Below are 20676 nucleotides of genomic sequence, written 5' to 3'. Positions count from 1 at the left end.
GGATCGGGTCGGTCGGCCGCTGTCACGGGGAGCGACCGACCGACCCGAATAACATCCCGACCCGCTCCCGGGCCGGCGCCCTTGACCCGGCGCCCTTGATGCCCTTGATCCGGCGCCCGCCGCAGACTCAGCCCCCGTCCGGCGCCCGCAGACTCAGTCCCGCCCGGACCCCCGGTACAGCTCCAGCTCCCCCTCCAGCTCCACCGCCAGGACCGTCGCGTACGGATCGAGGTCCGACTCCTGCGGCCGATCGATCCACAGCACCCCCACCGCGTCGTGCAGCCCGCCCACGACCCGGTGCCCCAGCTCCCGGCCGGCGCCCCCGACGACCCGCACCTTCCGTACGCCCGTCGCGAGCCCCCGCACCCCGATCTCCGCGCGCGGGGCGTCGAAGAGGACGAGGTAGAGGGTGCGGCCGTCGGCGGACAGGGTGCTCGGGCCGTAGTGGTGCCCGGCGGGCAGCCCCCGGCCGGTCCCGTACACCGCCTCCTCGTGCTTGCGGATCCACTCCCCCAAGCCCTCCAGCCGCTCGACCTGCGGCGCGGGGATCGTGCCGTCCTCCATCGGGCCGACGTCGAGGAGCAGGTTGCCGCCCCCGCCGATCGTCTCGGTGAAGTAGCGGATCAGCTGGGCGAGGGACTTGTGGTTGTGGTCCTGGTGCTGGTAGCCCCACGAGTCGTTGATGGTGAGGCACAGCTCCCACGGGCCGTCCGGCGCGACGATCGGCGCGCCCTGCTCGGGGGTCGCGTAGTCGCCCTCGCTGAGCATGCGGGCGTTGAAGACGACGTCGGGGACGTGGGCCCGGATGAGCGCGGCGAGTTCGGGGATGCGCCACTGCTCCTCGCTGCGGTCCCACTCCCCGTCGAACCACATCAGGTCGGGGCGGTAGCGCTGCGCCAACTCCCGTATCTGGCCGTCCCGGTAGGCGATGAAGCGGTCCCAGGCCGCCAGGTCCTCGTCCTCGGCCGCGCACTCGGAGTAGCGGTTGTCCTCCTGCTCCGGCGGGCGGCCCGGCTTGCGGGTGCTGGCGTAGTCGGGGTGGCTCCAGTCGGAGTGCGAGTAGTAGAGGCCGACCTTGAGGCCCTGTTCGCGCAGCGCGTCGGCGTATCCGGTGAGGTGGTCGCGGTCCAGGCCGAGGTGCTTGTGCTCGGTGTCCCACATGGCGACGCCGTCGTGGTGCCGGCTGGTCAGCACCGCGTACCTGGCGCCGGCCCGGGCGAAGAGGCCGGCCCAGGCGCGGGGGTCGTAGTTGGCGGCGGTGAAGCGCTCCAGCTGGGAGAGGTAGCGGTCGTAGGGGACGATGTCGTCGTAGAACGACCAGGACTCCTGGACGCCGTCCACGGCGTAGATGCCCCAGTGGACGAAGATCCCCAACTTGGCGTCGGTGAACCAGGGTTGCATGGGCATGGCTGAACTCCTCGGCGAAATCGGGGACTTGGACAGACAGAAGGCGGGCACTCTCACGCGCCCGCCCCTCACAACAGACGAGCACCGTAAGCGCCCGTCCCTCCAGAGAGCGGGCGTCCTCCCGAACGCCCGCCCCCTTCAACGCACTTACGCCCGCCGCAACCGCAGCGTCAGGATCTGGAACGGCCGCAGCTCCACCGGCACCGCCCCGTCCCCCGTCAACTCCACATCCTCCAGCGGCCGTTCGAGCAGATCCGTGATCTGCGCGCCCGCCAGCGGGACCGACGTGCGCAGGCCGCCCACCGCGCGGCCGCCGCTCGACTCGTAGAGCCGGACCACGAGGTCCCCGGAGCTGTCGTCCGCGAACTTCACGGCCTCGACGGTCACGCCGTCGCCGTCGGCCGAGACGACCGGCGCCTCGGTGCCCGCCGAATCGGCGAGCCGCAGCGGCAGGTTGAGCGAGTACCCCTCCGCGACGGCGTCCGCGATGCTCGCGCCGGGCAGCAGGGAGTAGACGAAGGTGTGCCGGCCCTGGTCGGCCCCGGGGTCGGGGATGCGCGGGGCGCGCACGAGGCTGAGCCGGACCGTGGTGGTCGTGCCGCCGTCCTCGCGGACCGTGCGGGAGACGTCGTGGCCGTAGGTCGAGTCGTTCAGCACCGCCACGCCGTAGCCCGGTTCGCCGATGTGCACCCAGCGGTGGCCCGAGACCTCGAAGCGGGCCGCCTCCCAGCTGGTGTTGGTGTGGGTGGGGCGCTGGATGTGGCCGTAGGCGATCTCGGCGGAGGAGTGCGGGGCGCGGATGTCGACCGGGAACGCGGCCTTGAGGATCTTCTCCGCCTCGTGCCAGTCGATGTCGGTCTCGATGTCGATGCGGGGGCTGCCCGCGCGGACGGTGACCGTCTGGACGATCTTCGAGCCCTTGCCGAAGGACCGCTCGACGCGCACGGCGCCGATCAGCGGGTCCGCCTCGACGACCGTCACCGAGTCCGCGTCCAGCAGGTCGGTGTAGCGGTTCTTGTAGTGCTTGTCGATGTCCCAGGCGTCCCAGTAGTTGGGCAGGTCGGTGTGCAGGCGCAGCAGGTTGCCGGGCTCGGCGAGGACCTCGCGGCCGGCGCGCAGGTCGTAGACCGACTCCAGGGTGCCGTTCTGCGAAATGACCACGCGGATCAGGCCGTTGTCGAGGGTCAGGCCCTCGGTCGTGACCGGCTGCGGCGGCTGGGCGTCCGTGAGCGGGGCGCTGCCGTTGGCGGGGACCTCGACGTAGGCGGGGCCCTCGGGGGTGCGGACGACCTCGGCGCGGTCGTAGGGGCTGGTGTTGAAGACGCGCAGGCCGCCGGAGCCGAGCGCGGCGATCGCCTCGGCGGTCAGCTCCTCCAACTCCGTTGCCACGCGGGCGTATTCGGCCTCGGCCTCGCGGTGCACCCAGGCGATGGAGGAGCCGGGCAGGATGTCGTGGAACTGGTGCAGCAGGACCGTCTTCCACAGGCGGTCGAGCTTCTCGGCCGGGTAGGTGTACTCCGGCGCGTGCAGCGCGGCCGTCGTCGCCCACAGCTCCGCCTCGCGCAGCTTGTGCTCGCTGCGCCGGTTGCCCTGCTTGGTGCGGGCCTGGGAGGTGTAGGTGGCGCGGTGCAGCTCCAGGTAGAGCTCGCCGACCCAGACGGGGGCGTCGGGGTACTCGGCGCGGGCCTTGGCGAAGAACTCGTCGGGGTGCTCGATCTCGACCTTGGCCGAGCCCTCCAGGTCACGCAGGCGCCGGGCGCGCTCCATGATCTCGCGGGTGGGGCCGCCGCCGCCGTCGCCCCAGCCGAAGGGCGCGAGCGAGCGGTTGGCCTGGCCCTTCTCGCGGTACTGGCGGACCGCGCGGGACATCTCCTCGCCGCTGAAGCGGGCGTTGTAGGTGTCGACGGGCGGGAAGTGGGTGAAGATGCGGGTGCCGTCGATGCCCTCCCACCAGAAGGTGTGGTGGGGGAAGGTGTTGGTCTGGTTCCAGGAGATCTTCTGGGTGAGGAACCACTCGTTGCCGGCCAGCTTGGCGAGCTGCGGGTAGGCGGCGGTGTAGCCGAAGGAGTCGGGGAGCCAGACGCCCTTGGTCTCGATGCCGAAGTGCTCGATGAAGAAGCGCTTGCCGTGGATGAGCTGGCGGGCGACGGCCTCGCCGCCGGGCAGGTTGCCGTCGGCCTCGACCCACATGCCGCCGACCGGCGCCCACTGGCCCTTCTTCACGGACTCCTGGATGCGCGCCCACACCTTGGGGTAGTTGTCGCGGACCCATTCGTACTGCTGGGCCTGGGAGCAGGCGAAGACGAACTCCTCGTACTCGTCGGCCAGCGACGTCACGTTGGAGAAGGTGCGGGACGTCTTGCGCTTGGTCTCGCGGATCGGCCAGAGCCAGGCGGAGTCGATGTGGGCGTGGCCGACGCCCGAGATGATGTGCGCCGAGGCGTTGGCCGGCTTCTCCAGGACCGGCTTCAGGATCGCGCGCACCGCAGCCGCCGAACCGGAGACGTCGTCCAGGTCGAGGGCGTCCATGGCGCGGTCGAGGGCGTGCATGATCTCGTGCCGGCGCGGCTCGTGCTCGCCGAGTTCGACCATCAGCTCGCGCAGGACCTGCACGTCGAGGTCGAGGTGCCAGACCTCCTCGTCGAGGACGGCGAGGTCGGCGGCGCGGAAGGTGTAGAGCGGCTGGTCGCCGGCGGTGAGGATGTCGCCGAGGGGGGTCGTCCTGGAGAAGTTGTCGGCGAGGATGTCGGGGTTGGAGGCGGCCTCGACGAGGTAGTCGATCCGCTCGCCGCCGGCCGCCGGGTGGGCGACGGGGACGTACTGGTTGAGCGGGTTGACGGCCTTCAGCGGGGTGCCGTCGGCGGTGTGGACGAGGGCCTCAGCCTGGTTGCCGGGCCAGTCGCCGACGAAGCCGAGGTCGATGACGGACTCGACGCGGCGCCCGGCCCACTCGGCGGGGACGGCGGCGCTCATCCGGAACCAGGTGGTGCCCCACGGCGGGCCCCACGGGGTGCCCATCGCGAACGGCGCGAACGGCGCGGCGGCGGCCTCCTCGAAGGACACCGGCTCGCCCGGTGCCTGCCAGGCCGCGACCTCGAAGGGGACGGTCGCCGCGTAGACGGCGGGCTTGATGCGCTGGGTGTGGAGGCGCTCTACGCGCTCTTCGATCCGACGGCGTTCGTCGTGCATGACAGGGTCTCCAGAGAAGGGATACCGGGAGAGGAGGAGAGGGCAGAGCCCGTGGGGAAAGCGCTTTCCACCGGGAGCTTACTTGAGGTACTCCAGGCCGGGGTGGACGGACGTGTACCCCTCGACGAGGCGGCGGGCGACGTTCACGGAGTCGACCAGCGGGTGCAGCGCGAACGCCTTGACGGCCGTTGCCTTCGCACCGGACTCGGCGGCGGCCAGGACCTCCCGCTCGACCGCCTTGACCGCGCTGACCAGGCCGACGGCGTGGCCGGGCAGCGGGGCGACGGAGATCGGGTGGGCGCCGTTGGCGTCGACGAGGCAGGGCACCTCGATGACGGCCTCGGTGTCGAGCACGGACAGGGTGTAGCGGTTGCGGACGTTGAGGATCAGCGTCGTGCGCTCGTCGCGGGCGATGGCCCGCATCAGGGCGAGGGCGACCTTCTCGTAGCCGCCGGAGAGGTCCTCCTCCTCGCGCTCGCCGGCGCCGGCCGCCTCGCGGTTCTCGGCCATGTAGGTGGCCTCGCGCTCGGCACGGGTGCGGTGCCAGGCGTCCAGGGCGGGGGTCGTGGGGTCGCCGACCTCGTCGTAGAAGCGGGCCTGCTGGTCGTGGAGGAAGGCGCCGCGGGTCTTCTCGGCCTGCTGGTAGGCGCGCACGGCCTCGCGGTTGAAGTAGTAGTAGTGCAGGTACTCGTTGGGGATCGCGCCCAGCGACTGGAGCCACTCGGGGCCGAAGAGCCTGCCCTCCTCGAAGGAGCCGAGCAGGGCGGGGTCGGCGAGCAGCCGGGGCAGTTCGTCGCGGCCGGCGATCTTCAGGCCGCGGACCCAGCCGAGGTGGTTGAGGCCGACGTAGTCGATGTACGCCTCGCCCGGCCTGGCCGCGCCGAGCACCTTGGCGATGCGGCGGCCGAGGCCGACGGGGGAGTCGCAGATGCCGATGACGCGGTCGCCGAGGTGGCGGGACATGGCCTCGGTGACCAGGCCCGCCGGGTTGGTGAAGTTGATGACCCAGGCCTCGGGGGCGAGGCGGGCGACGCGGCGGGCGATGTCGGTGGCGACGGGGACCGTGCGCAGCCCGTAGGCGATCCCGCCGGCGCCGACGGTCTCCTGGCCGAGGACGTCCTCGGCGAGCGCGACGGCTTCGTCGTTGGCCCGGCCCGCGAGCCCGCCGACGCGGATCGCGGAGAAGATGAAGTCGGCGCCGCGCAGCGCCTCGTCGAGGTCGGTGGTGGCGCGCACGGTCGGCGCGTCCTCGTAGCCCACGGCCTGCTCGGCGAGCACGCGTACGACGGCCCGCAGCCGGCCGGCGTCGAGGTCGTGCAGGACGACCTCGGTGACCCGGCCCTCGGCGCGGTCCGTCAGCAGCGCCCCGTACACCAGGGGTACGCGGAAGCCTCCGCCGCCCAGAATCGTCAGTCTCACGTCTGTCCCTTTCCTGCCGTGTTTCCCGCCACGACCACCTCGACGCCGGCCTCCTCCAGGGAGGACCGGGTCGCCGCGTCGACCGGCCCGTTCGTCACCACCACGTCCAGGTCCTCGGGACCACAGACCTTCGCCATGCCCGTGCCGGGGAACTTCGCCCGGTCGGCGAGGAGCACGACCTTGTCGCTCGCCGAGATCATGGCCCGCTTGACCGGCACCTCGACGACGGTCGTGTCCATGACCTGGCCGCCGGGGCGTACCCCGCTGGTGCCGAGGAAGAGCCAGTCGGCGTGCAGCTGGCGCAGGTTGTCCTCGGTGAGGAAGCCGACCAGCGAGCGGTACTCGCGCCGCAGCATGCCGCCGAGCAGCACCAGCTCTATCCCCTCGTCGTCGGCCAGCTCCTCGTAGACCACCAGGTTGCTGGTGATCACGGTGAGCCGGCGGCCGTGCAGCTGACGGGCGAGGCGGAAGGCGGTGGTGCCGATGTCGAGGAGCACCGACTGGCCGTCGGCGACCATGGCGGCGGCGCGCGCGGCGATGGCGTCCTTCTCGGCCACTCTGACCTCGGCGACCTCCGCGAAGGGCTGGTCGCCCTCCTCGACGAGCGCGCCGCCGTGGACGCGGGTGAGCAGCCCGTCCTCCTCCAGCTTGACCAGGTCGCGCCGGACGGTGGCCGGGCTCACGCCGAGCTGTTCGGAGAGGTCGGTCACGGTGGCCGCGCCTCCGGAGCGCAGGGCCCGCAGGATGAGTTGATGTCGTCGTTCTGCCAGCACGGCGTGAACACTACTCGTCATCTTCAATCAAATCCATGCTTACTTCTGCTCGGGTATTGACCAGATCTCACCCGGGAGCGCACGATTCCGGTCACCGGGTGAAGAGTTTTGACGAGTGGCGCCCCCCGAACGTGAACGCGCGGTGAACCGGGCGCCCCCGCACCCCCGACCGAGAGGACCCCGCCGTGGACGTGGACGACGACCGGCCCGACGTACTGCTGACCGGCCTGCTCTTCTACGACCTCGTCCTCACCGGCCTCGGCAAGCCCCCGACGCCGGGCGAGGAGGTCTGGACGGCCGGCATGGGCTGCGGCCCCGGCGGTATCGCGAACCTCGCGGTAGCCACCGCCCGCTTCGGCCTGCGGACCTCCCTCGCGACCGTCTTCGGCGACGACTTCTACGGCGCCTGGTGCCACGAGGTCATCGCGGGCCAGGAGGGCGTCGACCTCTCGCTCTCCCGGACCGCCGGGAACTGGCCCACCCCGGTCACCGTGGCCCTCGCCCACGGCGGCGACCGGGCACTGGTCACCCACGGCCAGGAACCGCCGTACTCGCAGGACGCGCTCATGGACGGGGCGCCAAACGCGCGTACGGCGCTGGTGCATCTGGAGGCCGAGCCGCGGGCCTGGATCTCCAAGGCCGCCGCGAACGGCACCCACGTCTACGCCGACGTCGGCTGGGACCCCACCCAGCAGTGGTCGCGCGAACTCCTCGACCAGCTGGCCCTGTGCCACGCCTTCCTGCCCAACGAGGGCGAGGCGATGGCGTACACCCGTACCGACAGCGCGGTCGCGGCGCTCGGCACGCTCGCCGAGCTGGTGCCCGTGGCGGTCGTCACGCGCGGCGGCGACGGGGCGCTCGCGGTGGACCAGACGACCGGCGAGTACGCCGAGGTCCCGGCGCTGCCGGTGGACGTGGTGGACGCGACCGGCGCCGGTGACGTCTTCGGCGCGAGCTTCGTCGCCGCCTCGCTCGGCGGCTGGCCTCTGGAAGAGCGGCTGAAGTTCGCGGTGCTGTCCGCCGGGCTGTCGGTCCAGCATCACGGCGGGGCACTCGCGGCGCCCGGCTGGTACGGCGTCGACCAGTGGTGGAAGTCGGTCACCGACCCCGAACTGCGGCGCTCCTACGGCTTTCTGACGGACCGTCTGCCCGCCGATCCGGGCCCGCCGGTGCGCCACGCCCCGGTGACCCCGCCGGCGCGGCTGCCTTAAAGACCCCACCTGTTTCGAGAACTCCCCCACACCTTCCGAAGCTCCACGAGTAGTCCAGAACAGATCCGAAAGGCGGTGAGAGCTGTGCGGCTCTCACGAAGGGGCCTGCTTCGCGCGGGCCTGGCCACCGGGGCCGCCGGTGCGCTGGGCGGCCTGGCGACCGGCTGCGGCGTACCGGCCGGCTCGACCGGCCGCAACATGGTCCTGTGGTACTGGAACGGCGGCCTGAGCGACACGGTCGTGAAGAACGCCAAGAAGCGGTACGGCCCCGCGGTCGACCTCAAGGCGATCCAGATCGGCGGCTACTACCGCTCGAAGCTGATCACCACCATGGCCGGCAAGGCCCACATCCCCGACATCGCGGGCCTCAAGGGCGAGGACATGGCGTCCTACCTGCCCAACGCGGACCAGTTCGTGGATCTGCGGACCCTCGGCGCGGACAAACTGAAGAGCCAGTACCTGTCCTGGAAGTGGGACCAGGGCATCGCCGACGACGGGCGGATGGTCGGTTTCCCCATCGACTGCGGACCGGTCGCCCACTACTACCAGCCGGCCGTCTTCGAGAAGGCGGGCCTGCCCCACGAACCGGCGGACGTCTCCAGGGAGATCGCGACCTGGGAGCAGTTCTTCACGGCCGGCGAGCAGCTGAAGAAGCGCCTCCCCGGCACCTTCCTGCTGACCGACATCACCAGCGTGTTCACCATGGCGATGAACCAGGGCACCAAGCAGTACGTCGACAAGAACCGTCACTTCATCGGTGACGAGGACCACGTCCGTACCGCGTGGGCGCTGGCCGTCCAGGCGAAGAAGCGCGGGATCGTCTCCAGCATCGTCAGCGGCACCCCGGACGCCCTGTCGGCGCAGGAGGACGGCAAGCTGCCCTCCAACCTGAACGCGTCCTGGGCGAGCAGCGACCTCAAGCAGGGCGTGCCGAAGACGTCCGGCAAGTGGCGGGTGGCCGACTGTCCGGGCGGGCCCTCGAACATCGGCGGCTCGTTCCTGGCGATCACCAAGGAGTGCCGGGAGCCGGAGAAGGCGTTCGAGATCATCTCCTGGCTGCTGAACGCCGACAACCAGGCGCAGGGGTTCGTGGACGCGGGCCTGTTCCCGTCGACCCCGGCGTCGTACGGCATGAAGAAGCTCACCGAGCCCGATCCGTTCTTCGGCGGGCAGGTGACCATGGACGTCTTCGGTCCGGCCGCGCGGAAGATCCCGGTCGCCTACAACAGCCCGTACGACGTCGCGCTGGGCCAGCCGCTGAAGGACGAGATCAAGAATGTCGGCGTCCTCGGCAAGAACCCCGAGCAGGCATGGAAGGACGCCATGAGCAAGTGCCGCCGGATCGCGGGACACCTGGGGGTGAGCTACTGATGGCCACCACCCTGGACAAGCCGCCCGTCCTCGACACGGCGGCGGTCAGCCGGCCGCGCACGGGCTGGCGCAAGTACTGGCACCTGTACGCCGCGATCTCCCCGTTCTATCTGCTGTTCCTGTGCTTCGGGCTGATCCCGGTCGGGTTCTCGCTGTACGTCTCGTTCCACCGCTGGGACGGGCTCGGCAAGATGGAGTGGGCGGGGCTCGCGCAGTACCGCTATCTGCTGGGGGACACGGACTTCTGGCACTCCATCGGGACCACGATCATCATCTGGGCGCTCGCGACCTTCCCGATGATCTTCCTGGCGATGGTCACGGCCGTGATGCTGAACTCGGCCGTGCGGTTCAAGAACATCTACCGGTTCGCCTACTTCCTGCCGAACGTGACGTCGGTGGTCGCCATCGCGATCATCTTCGGTTCGGTGTTCTCCACCAACTTCGGCCTGATGAACGCCCTGTTGCAGGCGGTCGGGCTCGATCAGGTGGCGTGGCTGAACACACCGTGGGGCATCAAGATCGCCATCGCGACGCTGATGACCTGGCAGTGGACGGGCTACAACGCGATCATCTTCCTGGCCGGGCTCCAGACGATCCCGGGCGAGCTGTACGAGGCGGCGCGGATGGACGGGGCGAACCCGTTCCAGACGTTCTTCCGGATCACGCTGCCGATGATGCGGCCGGTGCTGCTGTTCGTGCTGGTCGTCTCGACGGTCACGGGCCTTCAGTCCTTCTCCGAGCCGCAGGTGCTGCTCCAGTCCACGGCCAACGACTCGACGTACGCGGGCGGTCCGGGGCACGCGGGCCAGACGATGGTCCTGTACTTCTTCCAGCAGACCTTCGACAACAACGACTTCGGCTACGGCGCCGCCGTGGCGTGGGGCATCTTCCTCGTCGTCATCCTCTTCTCGATCGTCAACTGGCGTCTGGTGCAGCGCCGGGGCGAAGACTAGGAGCCACGCGCCATGACATCCATCAAGGGCTCCCGCAGGCGCGGGATCGCGCTGCACGCCGTACTGGTCATCGGGCTGCTGCTGTCGGCGTTCCCGTTCTACTGGGCCGTCATCATGTCGACCCACACCTCCTCCGAGATCTTCTCCTATCCGCCGAAGCTGCTGCCGGGCACGCACTTCCTGGAGAACGTCCGCAACCTCTTCAAGGCGATCGACTTCTTCGGGTCGATGTGGAACTCGCTGCTGGTCGCGGTCAGCGTCACGTTCCTCGTGCTGTTCTTCGACTCGCTGGCCGCGTTCGTGTTCGCGAAGTTCCACTTCCCGGGCCGCAAGCTGCTGTTCGCCATGATGATGGTCATCTTCATGGTGCCGGCGCAGCTGTCGGCGATCCCCCAGTTCGTCATCATGGCGAAGCTCGGCTGGATCGGTTCGATGACGTCGCTGATCGTGCCGGCCGCCGCGAACGCCTTCGGCATCTTCTGGATGCGCCAGTACATGCAGGGCGCCATCCACGACGAACTCCTCGACGCCTCCCGGATCGACGGGGCGAACTTCCTGCGCCAGTACTGGCACGTGGCCCTCCCGGTGGTCCGGCCGGGCCTCGCCTTCCTCGGCATCTTCACCTTCATGGGCCAGTGGAACGACTACGCCTGGCCGCTGATCGCCCTCACCAACCCCGACAACGTCACCCTCCAGGTCGCGCTGTCGCAGCTCAACGGCACCCACGGCACCACCGACTACGGAACGGTCATGACCGGCGCGCTCCTCGCCCTCGTCCCGCTGCTGATCGTCTTCGCGATCGGCGCCCGTCAGATCATCGGCGACCTCGCGAAGGGGGCCATCAAGTGACCTTGTCCGACCCGTTGTCCGGACTGCGTCCGTGGCAGTCGCCCGAGGTGACCTCCCTCGGGCGACTGCCCATGAGCGCCGTCGACCGCCGCGAGAACGCCGTGTCCCTGGACGGCGAGTGGCGCTTCCAGCTGCTGCCCGCCCCCGAGGCGCCGCTCGGCGAGACCTGGTCCTCGCAGACCGTGCCGGGCGTGTGGACCATGCAGGACACCGACGACCTCCCGGTCTACCTCAACATCCGCATGCCGTTCCCCGAGGTCCCCCCGGGCGTCCCGGCCGCGAACCCGACGGGCGTGTACGAACGCGTCGTCGACGTCCCCGAGGAGTGGACCGGCAAGCGGATCACGCTCCAGGTGGGCGCCGCCGAGAGCGTGCTTCTCGTCCACGTCGACGGCCGTCCGGTCGGTGTCTCCAAGGACTCCCACCTGGCCGCCGAGTTCGACCTGACGGACCTGGTGCGCCCCGGCGGCCGGGCCGTCGTGCGGCTCACGGTCGTCAAGTGGTCGGACGCCTCGCACATCGAGGACCAGGACCAGTGGTGGCACGGCGGGATCACCCGGTCGGTGCTGCTGCACGCGACCGATCCGCTGCACCTCGCCGACGTCGGCGTGCGCGCGTCCGCGAACGGCACGCTGCGCGTCGACTGCCTGGTCCGCCACGCCGAGGGCCCGCTGCCCGAGGGCTGGTACGTCACCGGCGACATCGACGGCGTCCAGCTCGCCCAGGACGCCGAGCTGGACCGGCTGAACCAGGAGGACGGCCGCGTCTCCGACTTCCTCGGCGAGGTCCGCCTGAACGCGGCCCTGCCCGGCGTGCAGCCCTGGAGCGCCGAACTCCCCGCCCTGTACGACCTGGAGGTCCGCCTGCACCGCGCGGACGGCTCCCTCGCGGACGTCTCCCGGCACCGGGTCGGCTTCCGCGACGTCGAGATCGTCGGCCGCGACCTGCTGGTCAACGGCGAGCGCGTGTACATCCGGGGCGTCAACCGCCACGACTTCCACCCGCTGACCGGCCGCACGGTGTCGTACGACGACCTGCGCGCCGACCTGACGCTGCTGAAGCGGTTCAACTTCAACGCGGTGCGCACCTCGCACTACCCGAACGACCCCGCCTTCTACGACCTCGCCGACGAACTCGGGTTCTACGTCGTCGACGAGGCGGACATCGAGTCGCACGACCACGCCCACGAGATCGCCGACGACCCGCGCTATCTGAACGCGTTCGTGGACCGGGTCTCGCGGATGGTGCTGCGGGACAAGAACCACCCGTCGGTGATCATCTGGTCGCTGGGCAACGAGTCGGACTACGGAGCCAACCACGACGCGGCGGCCGGCTGGGTGCGCCGGCACGACCCGACCCGGCCCATCCAGTACGAGGGCGCGGCCAAGCTCGACTGGGCGGGCGCCGACCTCGCCTCCGACATCGCCTGCCCGATGTACGCGCCGCTGGAGGACTGCGTCGCGCACGCCCTCTCCGGCGAGCAGACCAAGCCCCTCATCCAGTGCGAGTACTCGCACGCGATGGGCAACAGCAACGGCACGCTGGCCGACCACTGGGCCGCCATCGAGTCCACTCCGGGACTTCAGGGCGGGTTCATCTGGGAGTTCTGGGACCACGGGATCCTCCAGCGTGTGAGCGACGGACGACCGGCCGGGCGTGGGGGCGCCGGGCTGTACGAGGACGGGGTCGCCGGCGCCGGCCACCGCTGGGCGTACGGCGGTGACTTCGGCGAACCCGACCACGACGGGGCGTTCATCGCCGACGGCGTCGTCTTCCCCGACCGCACCCCGAAGCCGGTGATGTACGAGCACCGCGAGATCGGGGCGCCGCTGCGGCTGGAGCTGTCGGAGGCGGGCGGGCTGACGGTCACCAGCCGGCAGCACTTCCGCGGCACGGACTGGCTGACCGGCGAATGGCGGCTCGCGCTCGCCGGCGAGGGCACCTACCTCGCCCCGGCCTGCCTGCCGCCGCTCGCGCCGGGCGCCTCCGCGGCCGTGCCGATGCCGTTCGAGCTGCCCGAGGAGGGCGGCGAGGCGTGGCTGACGCTGCGGGTCACGACGGCCGAGGACACGCCCTGGGCGCCGCGGGGGACGGAGATCTGCACACCGCAGGTGCGGCTGCGGGAGGCCGAGGGCAGCGCTGTCACCGAGGCTTCCGAAGGGACGGTCGAAGTCGACGCCGACGGGCTCCTCGTCCACCCGCTGCTGGTGGCGCCGCCCGTGCTGTCGCTGTGGCGGGCGCCCACCGACAACGACGAGCTGGGCGGGATCGCCGAGCGCTGGCGCAAGTGGGGGCTGGACCGGCTGGAGCGCCGGCTGGTGTCGGTGCGGCGGGACGGCGCGCGGGTCGTCGTCGACGCCGAGTACACCGGTCCGGGCGCCGCCGTCGTACGGCACCGGCAGGTCCTCACGCCGGTCGCGGGCGGGGTACGGATCGAGGAGAGCGCCGAGCTGCCCGCGGAGTTCCACGACGTGGCGCGGGTCGGCACGGTCTTCGAGACGGCGCCGGGACCCGATCTGCTGGAGTGGTTCGGACAGGGCCCCTGGGAGTCCTACCCGGACCGCGCGGCGGGCGCCCCGGTCGGCCACCACCGGGTCGCGGTCGACGCCCTGTTCACGCCCTACCTGCGCCCGCAGGAGAGCGGCGGCCGGCACGGCGTACGGCACTTCACGCTGTCCGCGCCGGACGCCACCGGGCTCACCGTCACCCTCGACGAGCCCCGGCAGGTGTCCGTCACGCGGCACGGTGCCGACGACCTGACGGCCGTCGCGCACCATGACGAACTGGTCCCGCGCGCGGGGTGCGTCGTGCACCTCGACGCGGCCCACCGGGGACTTGGGACCGCGTCCTGCGGGCCCGACACGTTCGACCGCTATCTGGTCGGGCCGGGTGTCCACCACTGGAGCTGGACCCTGGCCGTTCTGTAGCACCCGGTTTCCGGAAGGTGTCTTTCTTCCGGGAGCCACCTTCCGGGGCGGTTCAGGCGCCTCGGGAGATCCCCCTTCAAGACACCTTCCGAATCCGAGTACGACGGAGCACACGTGTGTACTTCGCATGCCCACACGCCGGACGAAGAGGCGCCCCAGGCGGGCGCCGGACGGCGTAGCTTCCTGCGGGCGACGGCGCTGCTCGGCGCCGCCGCCACCGCGGGCGTGACCCTGCCGACGGCGACCGCCGAGGCGGCCACCCACAAGGCCGGCTGGCACCCCGACACCAAGAGCCGGCGCTTCACCCTCGCGGTGATGCCCGACACCCAGTACCTCTTCGACGGGCCCAGCATCGACAAGACGCCCGTGGAGGCGTCCCTCAAGTACCTGCTGGAGCACGGGAAGGACGAGAACATCGTCTTCCTGTCCCACCTCGGCGACCTCACCCAGAACGGGGCCGCCGCCGAGTTCGCCGCGATCGGCGAGGCGTTCGGCCTCCTCGACCGCAAGGGCGTCGGCTACAGCGTGCTGGCCGGCAACCACGACGTGAAGTCCTCGACGACCGACCAGCGCGGGGCCTCCGCCTACCTGGACACGTTCGGGCCGAAGCGGTTCGCGGGCAAGTCCTCCTACGGCGGGGCCTCTCCGGACGGCTACAACACCTTCCACCTCTTCACGGCGGCCGGCCGGCAGTGGCTGGTCCTCGCGCTGGACTGGCGGCTGTCGGACCAGGGCTACGCGTGGGCGAAGGACGTCCTGGCCAAGCACCCGAAGACGCCGGTCATCCTCACCACGCACGAACTCGTGGTCCAGGACGACCAGTTGTCGGACTACGGGCAGCAGCTGTGGGACCAGCTGGTCAAGGACCACGACCAGATCTTCCTCACCCTCAACGGCCACTACTGGCCGGCCGGGCGCGCGGTGCGCAAGAACAGCGCGGGCAACGACGTCCACCTGCACCTGACGAACTATCAGAACCGGTACTTCGGCGGCGCGGCGATGATCCGGCTGTACCGCTTCGACCTGGACCGGGGTGTCATCGACGTCGAGACGGTCTCGCCCTGGATCCTCGGCCGGGCGAAGAAGGGGCTCAACGAGTTCGAGCGGCAGGAGGTCGAACTCGGCGGTGACGCCGACCGGTTCAGCATCGGCCTGGACTTCGCGGCCCGCTTCGAGGGCTTCGACCCGGCGCCGGTGCGCGCGGCGCGGCCCGTCTCGGAGATGCTGGTGCGCGGCACGGTCGCGTACTGGCGGTTCGACGCGGCGGTGTCCGGCGGGACCGTGCGGGACCTGTCGGGGCACGGCAACGACCTGTCGCTGGTGAGCGTCGGCGGCGGCGCGCTCGGCTGGTCCGCCGACCACCACCCCGACCAGCCCGGCCACGGCAGCCTGGAGTTCCAGGGCTTCAAGTCGCCTTTGAAGGGCGCCTACTTGAAGACGGTGGACTCGGCGCCGCTGAACAAGAACACCCTGCGCGACGGCTACACCATCGAGGCGTTCTACCGCCTCCCGGCCGACTGGGACCCCTCGCACCACGCCTGGTCCGGCATCGTCAGCCGCACCGGCACGGGCGGCGCGGCCGGCAAGACCGGCGACGACCCGGACGAGCCGCTGGCCACCATGTCGCTGTCCAACGACCGCGAGCCGCAGTGGGCGATGCGCCCGCTGAACCAGGAGGGCATCGCCACCAACTGGGGCCAGCAGACGCCTCTGGAGACCTGGTGGCACGTCGCGGTCGTCAACGACGGCAAGCACACGACGCTGTACGTCGAGGGCTGCCCGGTCGTGCGCAACCCGAAGCCCGTCTCGACCGGCGTCACCTCGGTCGGACTCCCCTGGCTGCTGGGCGGTTACGAGTACGCCGGGAAGATCGACCAGATCCTCCACGCGCGCCTCGGGGACGTCCGGATCACCGAACGGGCGCTGCCCGTCACGTCGTTCATGAACCACTGAGTTTCCAGGAAGACTTGAGATGACCGAGCAGCAGCTCCCCACCTGGGCCGACCCCGCCGTCGCGCCCGCCGCACTCGATCCGCAGGGCGTCTCCAGACGCGGACTCCTGCGCAGCGCGGGCCTGTTCGGGGCGGCGTTCGCCGTCCCCGCGGCCTTCGCCGCCCCCGCATCCGCCACCCCGGGCCGCGGCCACGGCGGCGAGGACCCGCGCCTGGCCTACCTCGTCGGCGACCACCACGTGCACTCCGTGTACAGCCACGACGCGAAGTACACCTTCTCCCAACTCGCCGCCAAGGCAGCCGAGTTCGGCCTGGACTGGATGGTCTTCACCGAGCACTCCAACTTCGGCCACGCCCAGTACGGCGCCCCGCTGGAGCACGCCGAGATCGCGAAGGCCCGCAAAGAAAACCCGCGCCAGCTGATCTTCCAGGGCCTGGAGTGGTACATCCCGGCCGCCGAGCACGGCACGGTGCTCACCCCGCCCGGCCCCCACGAGGTCGACGTCCTGACCCGGTTCGAGAGCGCCTACGACGGCAAGCTCCTCGGCTACACCGACGGCGCCCCGGACAACGCCAACACCGCCCGCAACGAGGCGCACGCCGTCAACGCCATCAAGTGGCTGGCGGAGCAGCGCCGTTCGGGATACGTCGACGACGTCCTCGTCCTCGCCAACCACCCGCTGCGGCTCGGCATCGACTCCCCGCACGAGCTGCGCGCCTGGCGCGACGCCGCCCGCGACATCATGATCGGCATGGAGGGCGCGCCCGGCGCCCAGGGCGCGGCGATCCCCGGCTGGCGGGGCGCCAACTCGATCCGCGGCGAGTACGAGAACGCTCCGTCGGCCAACTCCTACGCGGGGTACCCGAAAGAGGCGTATCTGACGTACGGCGGTTTCGACTGGGCGACCGCGACCGTCGGCGGGCTCTGGGACTCGATGCTGGCCGAAGGCAGCCTGTTCTCGGTCACCAGCAACTCCGACGCGCACCGCGTCGTCTTCGACACGTGGAAGAACGGCGACTGGCCGGCCGGGCGGAACTTCGACAACACCGGCAAGCTGCCCGACCCGGTCGACACCACGACTCCCCAGCCGGGCAGCGACTTCTGGCCCGGCCAGTTCAGCCGCACCCACGTCGGCGTGACCCGCTACGGCTACCGCGCAGTCATGACGGGACTGCGCGAGGGCCGGGTCTGGGCGGACCACGGGCACCTGATCGACGGCCTTGAGGTCCGCCTCAAGCGGCAGCACGGCGACGGCCGGGGCGTCACCCTCGGCGGCCGGCTGCGCGTGCGCAAGGGCGAGCGGCTGACCCTCGAAATCACCGTCACCACCGCCTCCCGCCCCAACCCCCACGGCGTCCTGCCCCAGTTGGCGCACGTCGACGTCATCCGGGGCGCCGTACGCGGCCCCGTCACCGACCGCGACACCTGGCGCGCGCCGGACACGAAGGTCGTCCGCACCAAGGACGTCTCCGGGCTCAAGGGCACGTACACGCTGCGGATCCCGGTGCAGGTGGAGGACGAGTCGTTCTATCTGCGGCTGCGCGGCAGCGACGGCAAGCGGAACGGGACCGGCTACCTGGGCGCGTCCGTCGACCCGCACGGGCCGATCCCGCACACGCCGGGCGACGGGGACCCGTGGAAGGACACGTGGTTCTACGCGAACCCGGTGTTCGTGGACGTCGTGAGCTGAGGGTCGATCCCCTTCCGGTCACCGGGCGTACCGTAGCCCGGTGACCACGGAAGAGTCCCCGCGCCCCCAGTCCCTGATGCTCACCTTCCTGGGCGATCAGGTGCTGGGGCGCGGGGTGTGCGTGTACTCGGGCAGTGTGATCGACGTCTTCGGGCGGGCCGGGGTCGGCGAGCAGGCGACGCGGTCGACGCTCACCCGGATGGTCAACCGGGGCCTGCTGCGCCGCCAACGTGAAGGCCGGCGCATGTACTTCGGGCTCACCTCGCACTCGGAGTCCGTCCTGCGCGACGGCGAGCGCAGGATCTGGCACACCGGCGCGGTCAACCGGCACTGGGACGGCACCTGGACGCTGCTCGGTTTCTCCCTCCCGGAGTCCTGGCAGCGCCAACGGCACGACCTGCGCGCGAAGTTGGTGTGGGCGGGGTTCGGTCCGCTGTTCAGCGGGCTGTGGATCGCGCCCGGCGAGGTGGACGTCTCGGCGCTGGTCGGCGAACTCGGTCTCGCCGACCGGGTGAAGGTGTTCCGCGCGCACGCCGACACCGGCATGGACATCCCGGCGATGCTGGAGGAGACCTGGGAGCTGTCCGGACTCGCGGCCCGCTACACGGCGTTCAGCTCCCGCTGGCGGCGCTGGGAGAGTGAACTCCCGCCCCCGGACGACGCGTTGGCCACCCGGCTGCTGCTCCAGACGGAGTGGCTGCACGTCGTGCGCCGCGACCCCCGCCTCCCGGTCCGCCACCTCCCGGCCGACTGGCCGGCCGACACGGCGGAGAAGACGTTCCGGCGGGTGCACGAACGCCTGACGCCGGCGGCGGAGGAGGCGGCGGGCCGGCTGATCCAGCTGGTGCCGGTCAGGCCGGCCGGGGAGAGCTGACCCCTTAGGCCAGGGCGACTGCTCCCGCTGCCCCCGCCGGCCGCGCCGGTCAGAGGGGCCCGCCATCAACCGGTTCAGGCGTAGAACCGCACCACACTCTGCAACGCCGCCGCCGGCTTCGCCCCGCCCTCGATCTCGATCGTCCCGTCCACGACGATCTGCACCCCGCCCGCGATGTCCTCGACCTCCGCGAGCCGCGCGACGAGCCGGATGCGCGAGCCGACGGTCACCGGCGCGGGGAAACGCACCTTGTTCAGCCCGTAGTTGACCTTCGTGGTGACGCCCTGGACGTCCAGCAGCTCGGTGTAGAGCGGGATGAACAGGGAGAGGGTGAGATAGCCGTGCGCGATCGGGGCGCCGAAGGGTCCGGCGGCGGCCTTCTCCGGGTCGACGTGGATCCACTGGTGGTCGCCGGTCGCGTCGGCGAAGGTGTTGACGCGCTCCTGCGTGATCTCCAGCCACCCGCTCGCGCCAAGGTCGGTGCCGGCGAGCTTGCGGAGTTCGTCGAGCCCGTTGACGGTGATGCCCATAACTGTCGTGCTCCTCAAGAGAGTTGATCAGTTCCCGTAGCGCTTGCGCACCCGGGACTTCAGCAGCTTCCCGGAGGCGGTGCGCGGGAGTTCGTCCGCGAGCACCACCGACTTCGGGATCTTGTACTTGGCGAGCCGCCCGGCGAGCCCGGCGAGCAGTTCCTGGGGGTCGAGAGCGGCCCCTTCGCGGGGGACGACGACCGCGCGCGGCACCTCGCCCCACTTCTCGTCGGCCACCCCGATCACCGCGCACTCCGCGACGTCCGGGTGGGCCAGCAGCAGGTCCTCCACCTCGGCCGGGTACACGTTCTCCCCACCGGAGATGATCATGTCCTTGAGCCGGTCGACGATGAACACGTACCCGTCCTCGTCGACCCGCGCCGCGTCCCCGCTGCGGAACCAGCCGTCGGTGAAGGAGGCCGCGCTCTCCTCGGGCAGCCCCCAGTACCCGGGCATGACGTGCGGGCCGCGCACGACGACCTCGCCCGTCTCCCCGGGGCCGACCGGGGTGAGGTCGGGCCGGACCACGCGGACGTCGCTGAAGAAGTGCGGCACCCCGGCCGAACCCCCTTTGCTGACCGCGTGTTCGGCGTCGAGGAAGAGCGTCCCGGGCGCCGCCTCGGTCATCCCGTACCCCTGGAGGAAGGTCAGCCCGCGCTCCTGGTAGGCCGCGATGAGCGGGGTCGGCACGGGCGAGCCGCCGCAGGTGAGCAGCCGCAGCGACGACAAGTCGGCGTCGGGCCAGTGAGGGTGACGGGCCATCAGGTCGAACATGGTGGGCACGCCGAACATGAAGGTGATGCGGTGCTCGCGCACGAGGTCGAAGGTGGCGTCGGGGTCGAAGGACTCGACCAGGACGCACGTGCCGCCCTTCAGCAGCACCGGCAGCGTCAGCATGTTCAGCCCGGCCGTGTGGAACAACGGGGCGGAGACCAGGGCGCGTTCGTCGGCGATGAGATCGGTGTCGACGAGGACGTTGAGGGCGTTCCAGATGAGGTTGCCATGGGTGAGCATGGCGCCCTTGGGACGGCCCGTCGTGCCCGAGGTGTACATGATGACGCAGGTGTCGTCGGGCCCTACGGGTTCGTCGACCGGCTCGAACTGAGCCTGCGCCAGGGCCTGTTCGTACTCGGCGCCGACCTCGACGTACACGCGGACGTCGGTGTCGCCGGGCAGCCCCGCGACCAGGCCGGTGTGCGCGGGGGCGTAGATCAGCGCCTTGGCGCCGGAGTCGGCGAGCTGGTAGGCGATCTCGGGGCCCGCGAGGCGGGTGTTGAGCGGGACGAAGACCGCGCCGAGGGTGCCGGCCGCGAACAGGGTCTCCAGGTAGGAGGGGTGGTTCGGGCCGAGGTAGGCGACGCGGTCGCCGCGCCGGATGCCCCGGGCGCGCAGGGCGTGCGCGAGGCGGGTGACGCGGTCGTGGAGCAGCGCGTAGGTGACGGCGGTACCGGCGTGGATCAGAGCGGTACGGTGCGGGGTCTTGCGGGCCCGGCGTGCGGGCCACGACCCCAGTCCCTCGTTGCGCATCTG

The 20676-nt window shown here is 71.0% G+C and carries 14 protein-coding genes; 8 read left to right on the top strand and 6 right to left on the bottom strand.

The features are described 5' to 3' along the window. Positions 1 to 153: 153 nt before the first annotated feature. From ACYUD3_RS03495 to ACYUD3_RS03480, 4 genes are all read right to left on the bottom strand, one after another. Positions 154 to 1407, bottom strand: coding sequence for an alpha-L-fucosidase (locus ACYUD3_RS03495; protein ID WP_470963244.1), 1254 nt, complete (start codon positions 1405 to 1407; stop codon positions 154 to 156). Between the two features lie 147 nt (positions 1408 to 1554). Continuing rightward, positions 1555 to 4596 (bottom strand): alpha-mannosidase, encoded by a 3042-nt coding sequence (locus tag ACYUD3_RS03490; protein WP_470963241.1) that lies wholly within the window; start codon positions 4594 to 4596, stop codon positions 1555 to 1557. 78 nt (positions 4597 to 4674) lie between these two features. Beyond that, positions 4675 to 6015 carry a 6-phospho-beta-glucosidase gene (locus ACYUD3_RS03485; protein WP_470963238.1) on the bottom strand — a complete coding sequence of 447 codons (1341 nt, stop codon included), beginning with the start codon at positions 6013 to 6015 and terminating at the stop codon, positions 4675 to 4677. Next, positions 6012 to 6788 carry a DeoR/GlpR family DNA-binding transcription regulator gene (locus ACYUD3_RS03480; protein WP_470963953.1) on the bottom strand — a complete coding sequence of 259 codons (777 nt, stop codon included), beginning with the start codon at positions 6786 to 6788 and terminating at the stop codon, positions 6012 to 6014. Before ACYUD3_RS03480 ends, ACYUD3_RS03485 begins: the two co-directional genes overlap by 4 nt. A 191-nt stretch (positions 6789 to 6979) precedes the next feature. Between ACYUD3_RS03480 and ACYUD3_RS03475 the strand changes: the two genes are divergently transcribed. The 8 genes from ACYUD3_RS03475 (at position 6980) to ACYUD3_RS03440 (ending at position 18616) form a co-directional block, all read left to right on the top strand. Beyond that, positions 6980 to 7999 (top strand): carbohydrate kinase family protein, encoded by a 1020-nt coding sequence (locus ACYUD3_RS03475; RefSeq protein ID WP_470963950.1) that lies wholly within the window; start codon positions 6980 to 6982, stop codon positions 7997 to 7999. A gap of 84 nt (positions 8000 to 8083) precedes the next feature. Continuing rightward, positions 8084 to 9370 (top strand): ABC transporter substrate-binding protein, encoded by a 1287-nt coding sequence (locus ACYUD3_RS03470; protein WP_470963235.1) that lies wholly within the window; start codon positions 8084 to 8086, stop codon positions 9368 to 9370. After that, positions 9370 to 10323 carry a carbohydrate ABC transporter permease gene (locus tag ACYUD3_RS03465; RefSeq protein ID WP_470963232.1) on the top strand — a complete coding sequence of 318 codons (954 nt, stop codon included), beginning with the start codon at positions 9370 to 9372 and terminating at the stop codon, positions 10321 to 10323. Before ACYUD3_RS03470 ends, ACYUD3_RS03465 begins: the two co-directional genes overlap by 1 nt. A gap of 12 nt (positions 10324 to 10335) precedes the next feature. Next, complete coding sequence (locus ACYUD3_RS03460; RefSeq protein ID WP_470963229.1) at positions 10336 to 11172, top strand: carbohydrate ABC transporter permease; 837 nt, start codon at positions 10336 to 10338, stop codon at positions 11170 to 11172. Positions 11173 to 11174: 2 nt separating this feature from the next. Next, entirely contained in the window at positions 11175 to 14099 is a 2925-nt protein-coding gene (locus tag ACYUD3_RS03455; RefSeq protein ID WP_470963947.1) for a glycoside hydrolase family 2 TIM barrel-domain containing protein, read from the top strand. Positions 14100 to 14213: 114 nt separating this feature from the next. Further along, positions 14214 to 16052, top strand: a complete 1839-nt coding sequence (locus ACYUD3_RS03450; RefSeq protein WP_470963226.1) for a LamG-like jellyroll fold domain-containing protein — start codon at positions 14214 to 14216, stop codon at positions 16050 to 16052. Positions 16053 to 16071: 19 nt separating this feature from the next. Then, the gene (locus ACYUD3_RS03445) at positions 16072 to 17742 is read left to right on the top strand and encodes a PHP domain-containing protein (protein ID WP_470963223.1); all 1671 of its coding nucleotides are present in this window, start codon (positions 16072 to 16074) and stop codon (positions 17740 to 17742) included. 40 nt (positions 17743 to 17782) lie between these two features. Further along, on the top strand, positions 17783 to 18616 hold the full coding sequence (locus ACYUD3_RS03440; protein WP_470963221.1) for a PaaX family transcriptional regulator: 834 nt from the start codon (positions 17783 to 17785) through the stop codon (positions 18614 to 18616). A 74-nt stretch (positions 18617 to 18690) separates the two neighbouring features. On the opposite strand, the gene ACYUD3_RS03435 is transcribed toward ACYUD3_RS03440, so the two are convergent. Further along, positions 18691 to 19146 carry a MaoC family dehydratase gene (locus ACYUD3_RS03435; RefSeq protein ID WP_470963218.1) on the bottom strand — a complete coding sequence of 152 codons (456 nt, stop codon included), beginning with the start codon at positions 19144 to 19146 and terminating at the stop codon, positions 18691 to 18693. 27 nt (positions 19147 to 19173) lie between these two features. Then, entirely contained in the window at positions 19174 to 20673 is a 1500-nt protein-coding gene (locus tag ACYUD3_RS03430; protein ID WP_470963215.1) for an acyl-CoA synthetase, read from the bottom strand. Between the last annotated feature and the right edge of the window lie 3 nt (positions 20674 to 20676).

The sequence above is a fragment of the Streptomyces sp. AMJ-169 genome (assembly GCF_055597585.1).
This window is presented reverse-complemented; position numbering and strand designations above follow the sequence as displayed.

Excerpts from the sequence above, each read along its gene's own strand:
- ACYUD3_RS03495 (WP_470963244.1), bottom strand. The coding sequence starts at position 1,407 with ATGCCCATGCAACCCTGGTTCACCGACGCCAAGTTGGGGATCTTCGTC.
- ACYUD3_RS03490 (WP_470963241.1), bottom strand. The coding sequence starts at position 4,596 with ATGCACGACGAACGCCGTCGGATCGAAGAGCGCGTAGAGCGCCTCCAC.
- ACYUD3_RS03465 (WP_470963232.1), top strand. The coding sequence starts at position 9,370 with ATGGCCACCACCCTGGACAAGCCGCCCGTCCTCGACACGGCGGCGGTC.
- ACYUD3_RS03460 (WP_470963229.1), top strand. The coding sequence starts at position 10,336 with ATGACATCCATCAAGGGCTCCCGCAGGCGCGGGATCGCGCTGCACGCC.
- ACYUD3_RS03445 (WP_470963223.1), top strand. The coding sequence starts at position 16,072 with ATGACCGAGCAGCAGCTCCCCACCTGGGCCGACCCCGCCGTCGCGCCC.
- ACYUD3_RS03435 (WP_470963218.1), bottom strand. The coding sequence starts at position 19,146 with ATGGGCATCACCGTCAACGGGCTCGACGAACTCCGCAAGCTCGCCGGC.
- ACYUD3_RS03430 (WP_470963215.1), bottom strand. The coding sequence starts at position 20,673 with ATGCGCAACGAGGGACTGGGGTCGTGGCCCGCACGCCGGGCCCGCAAG.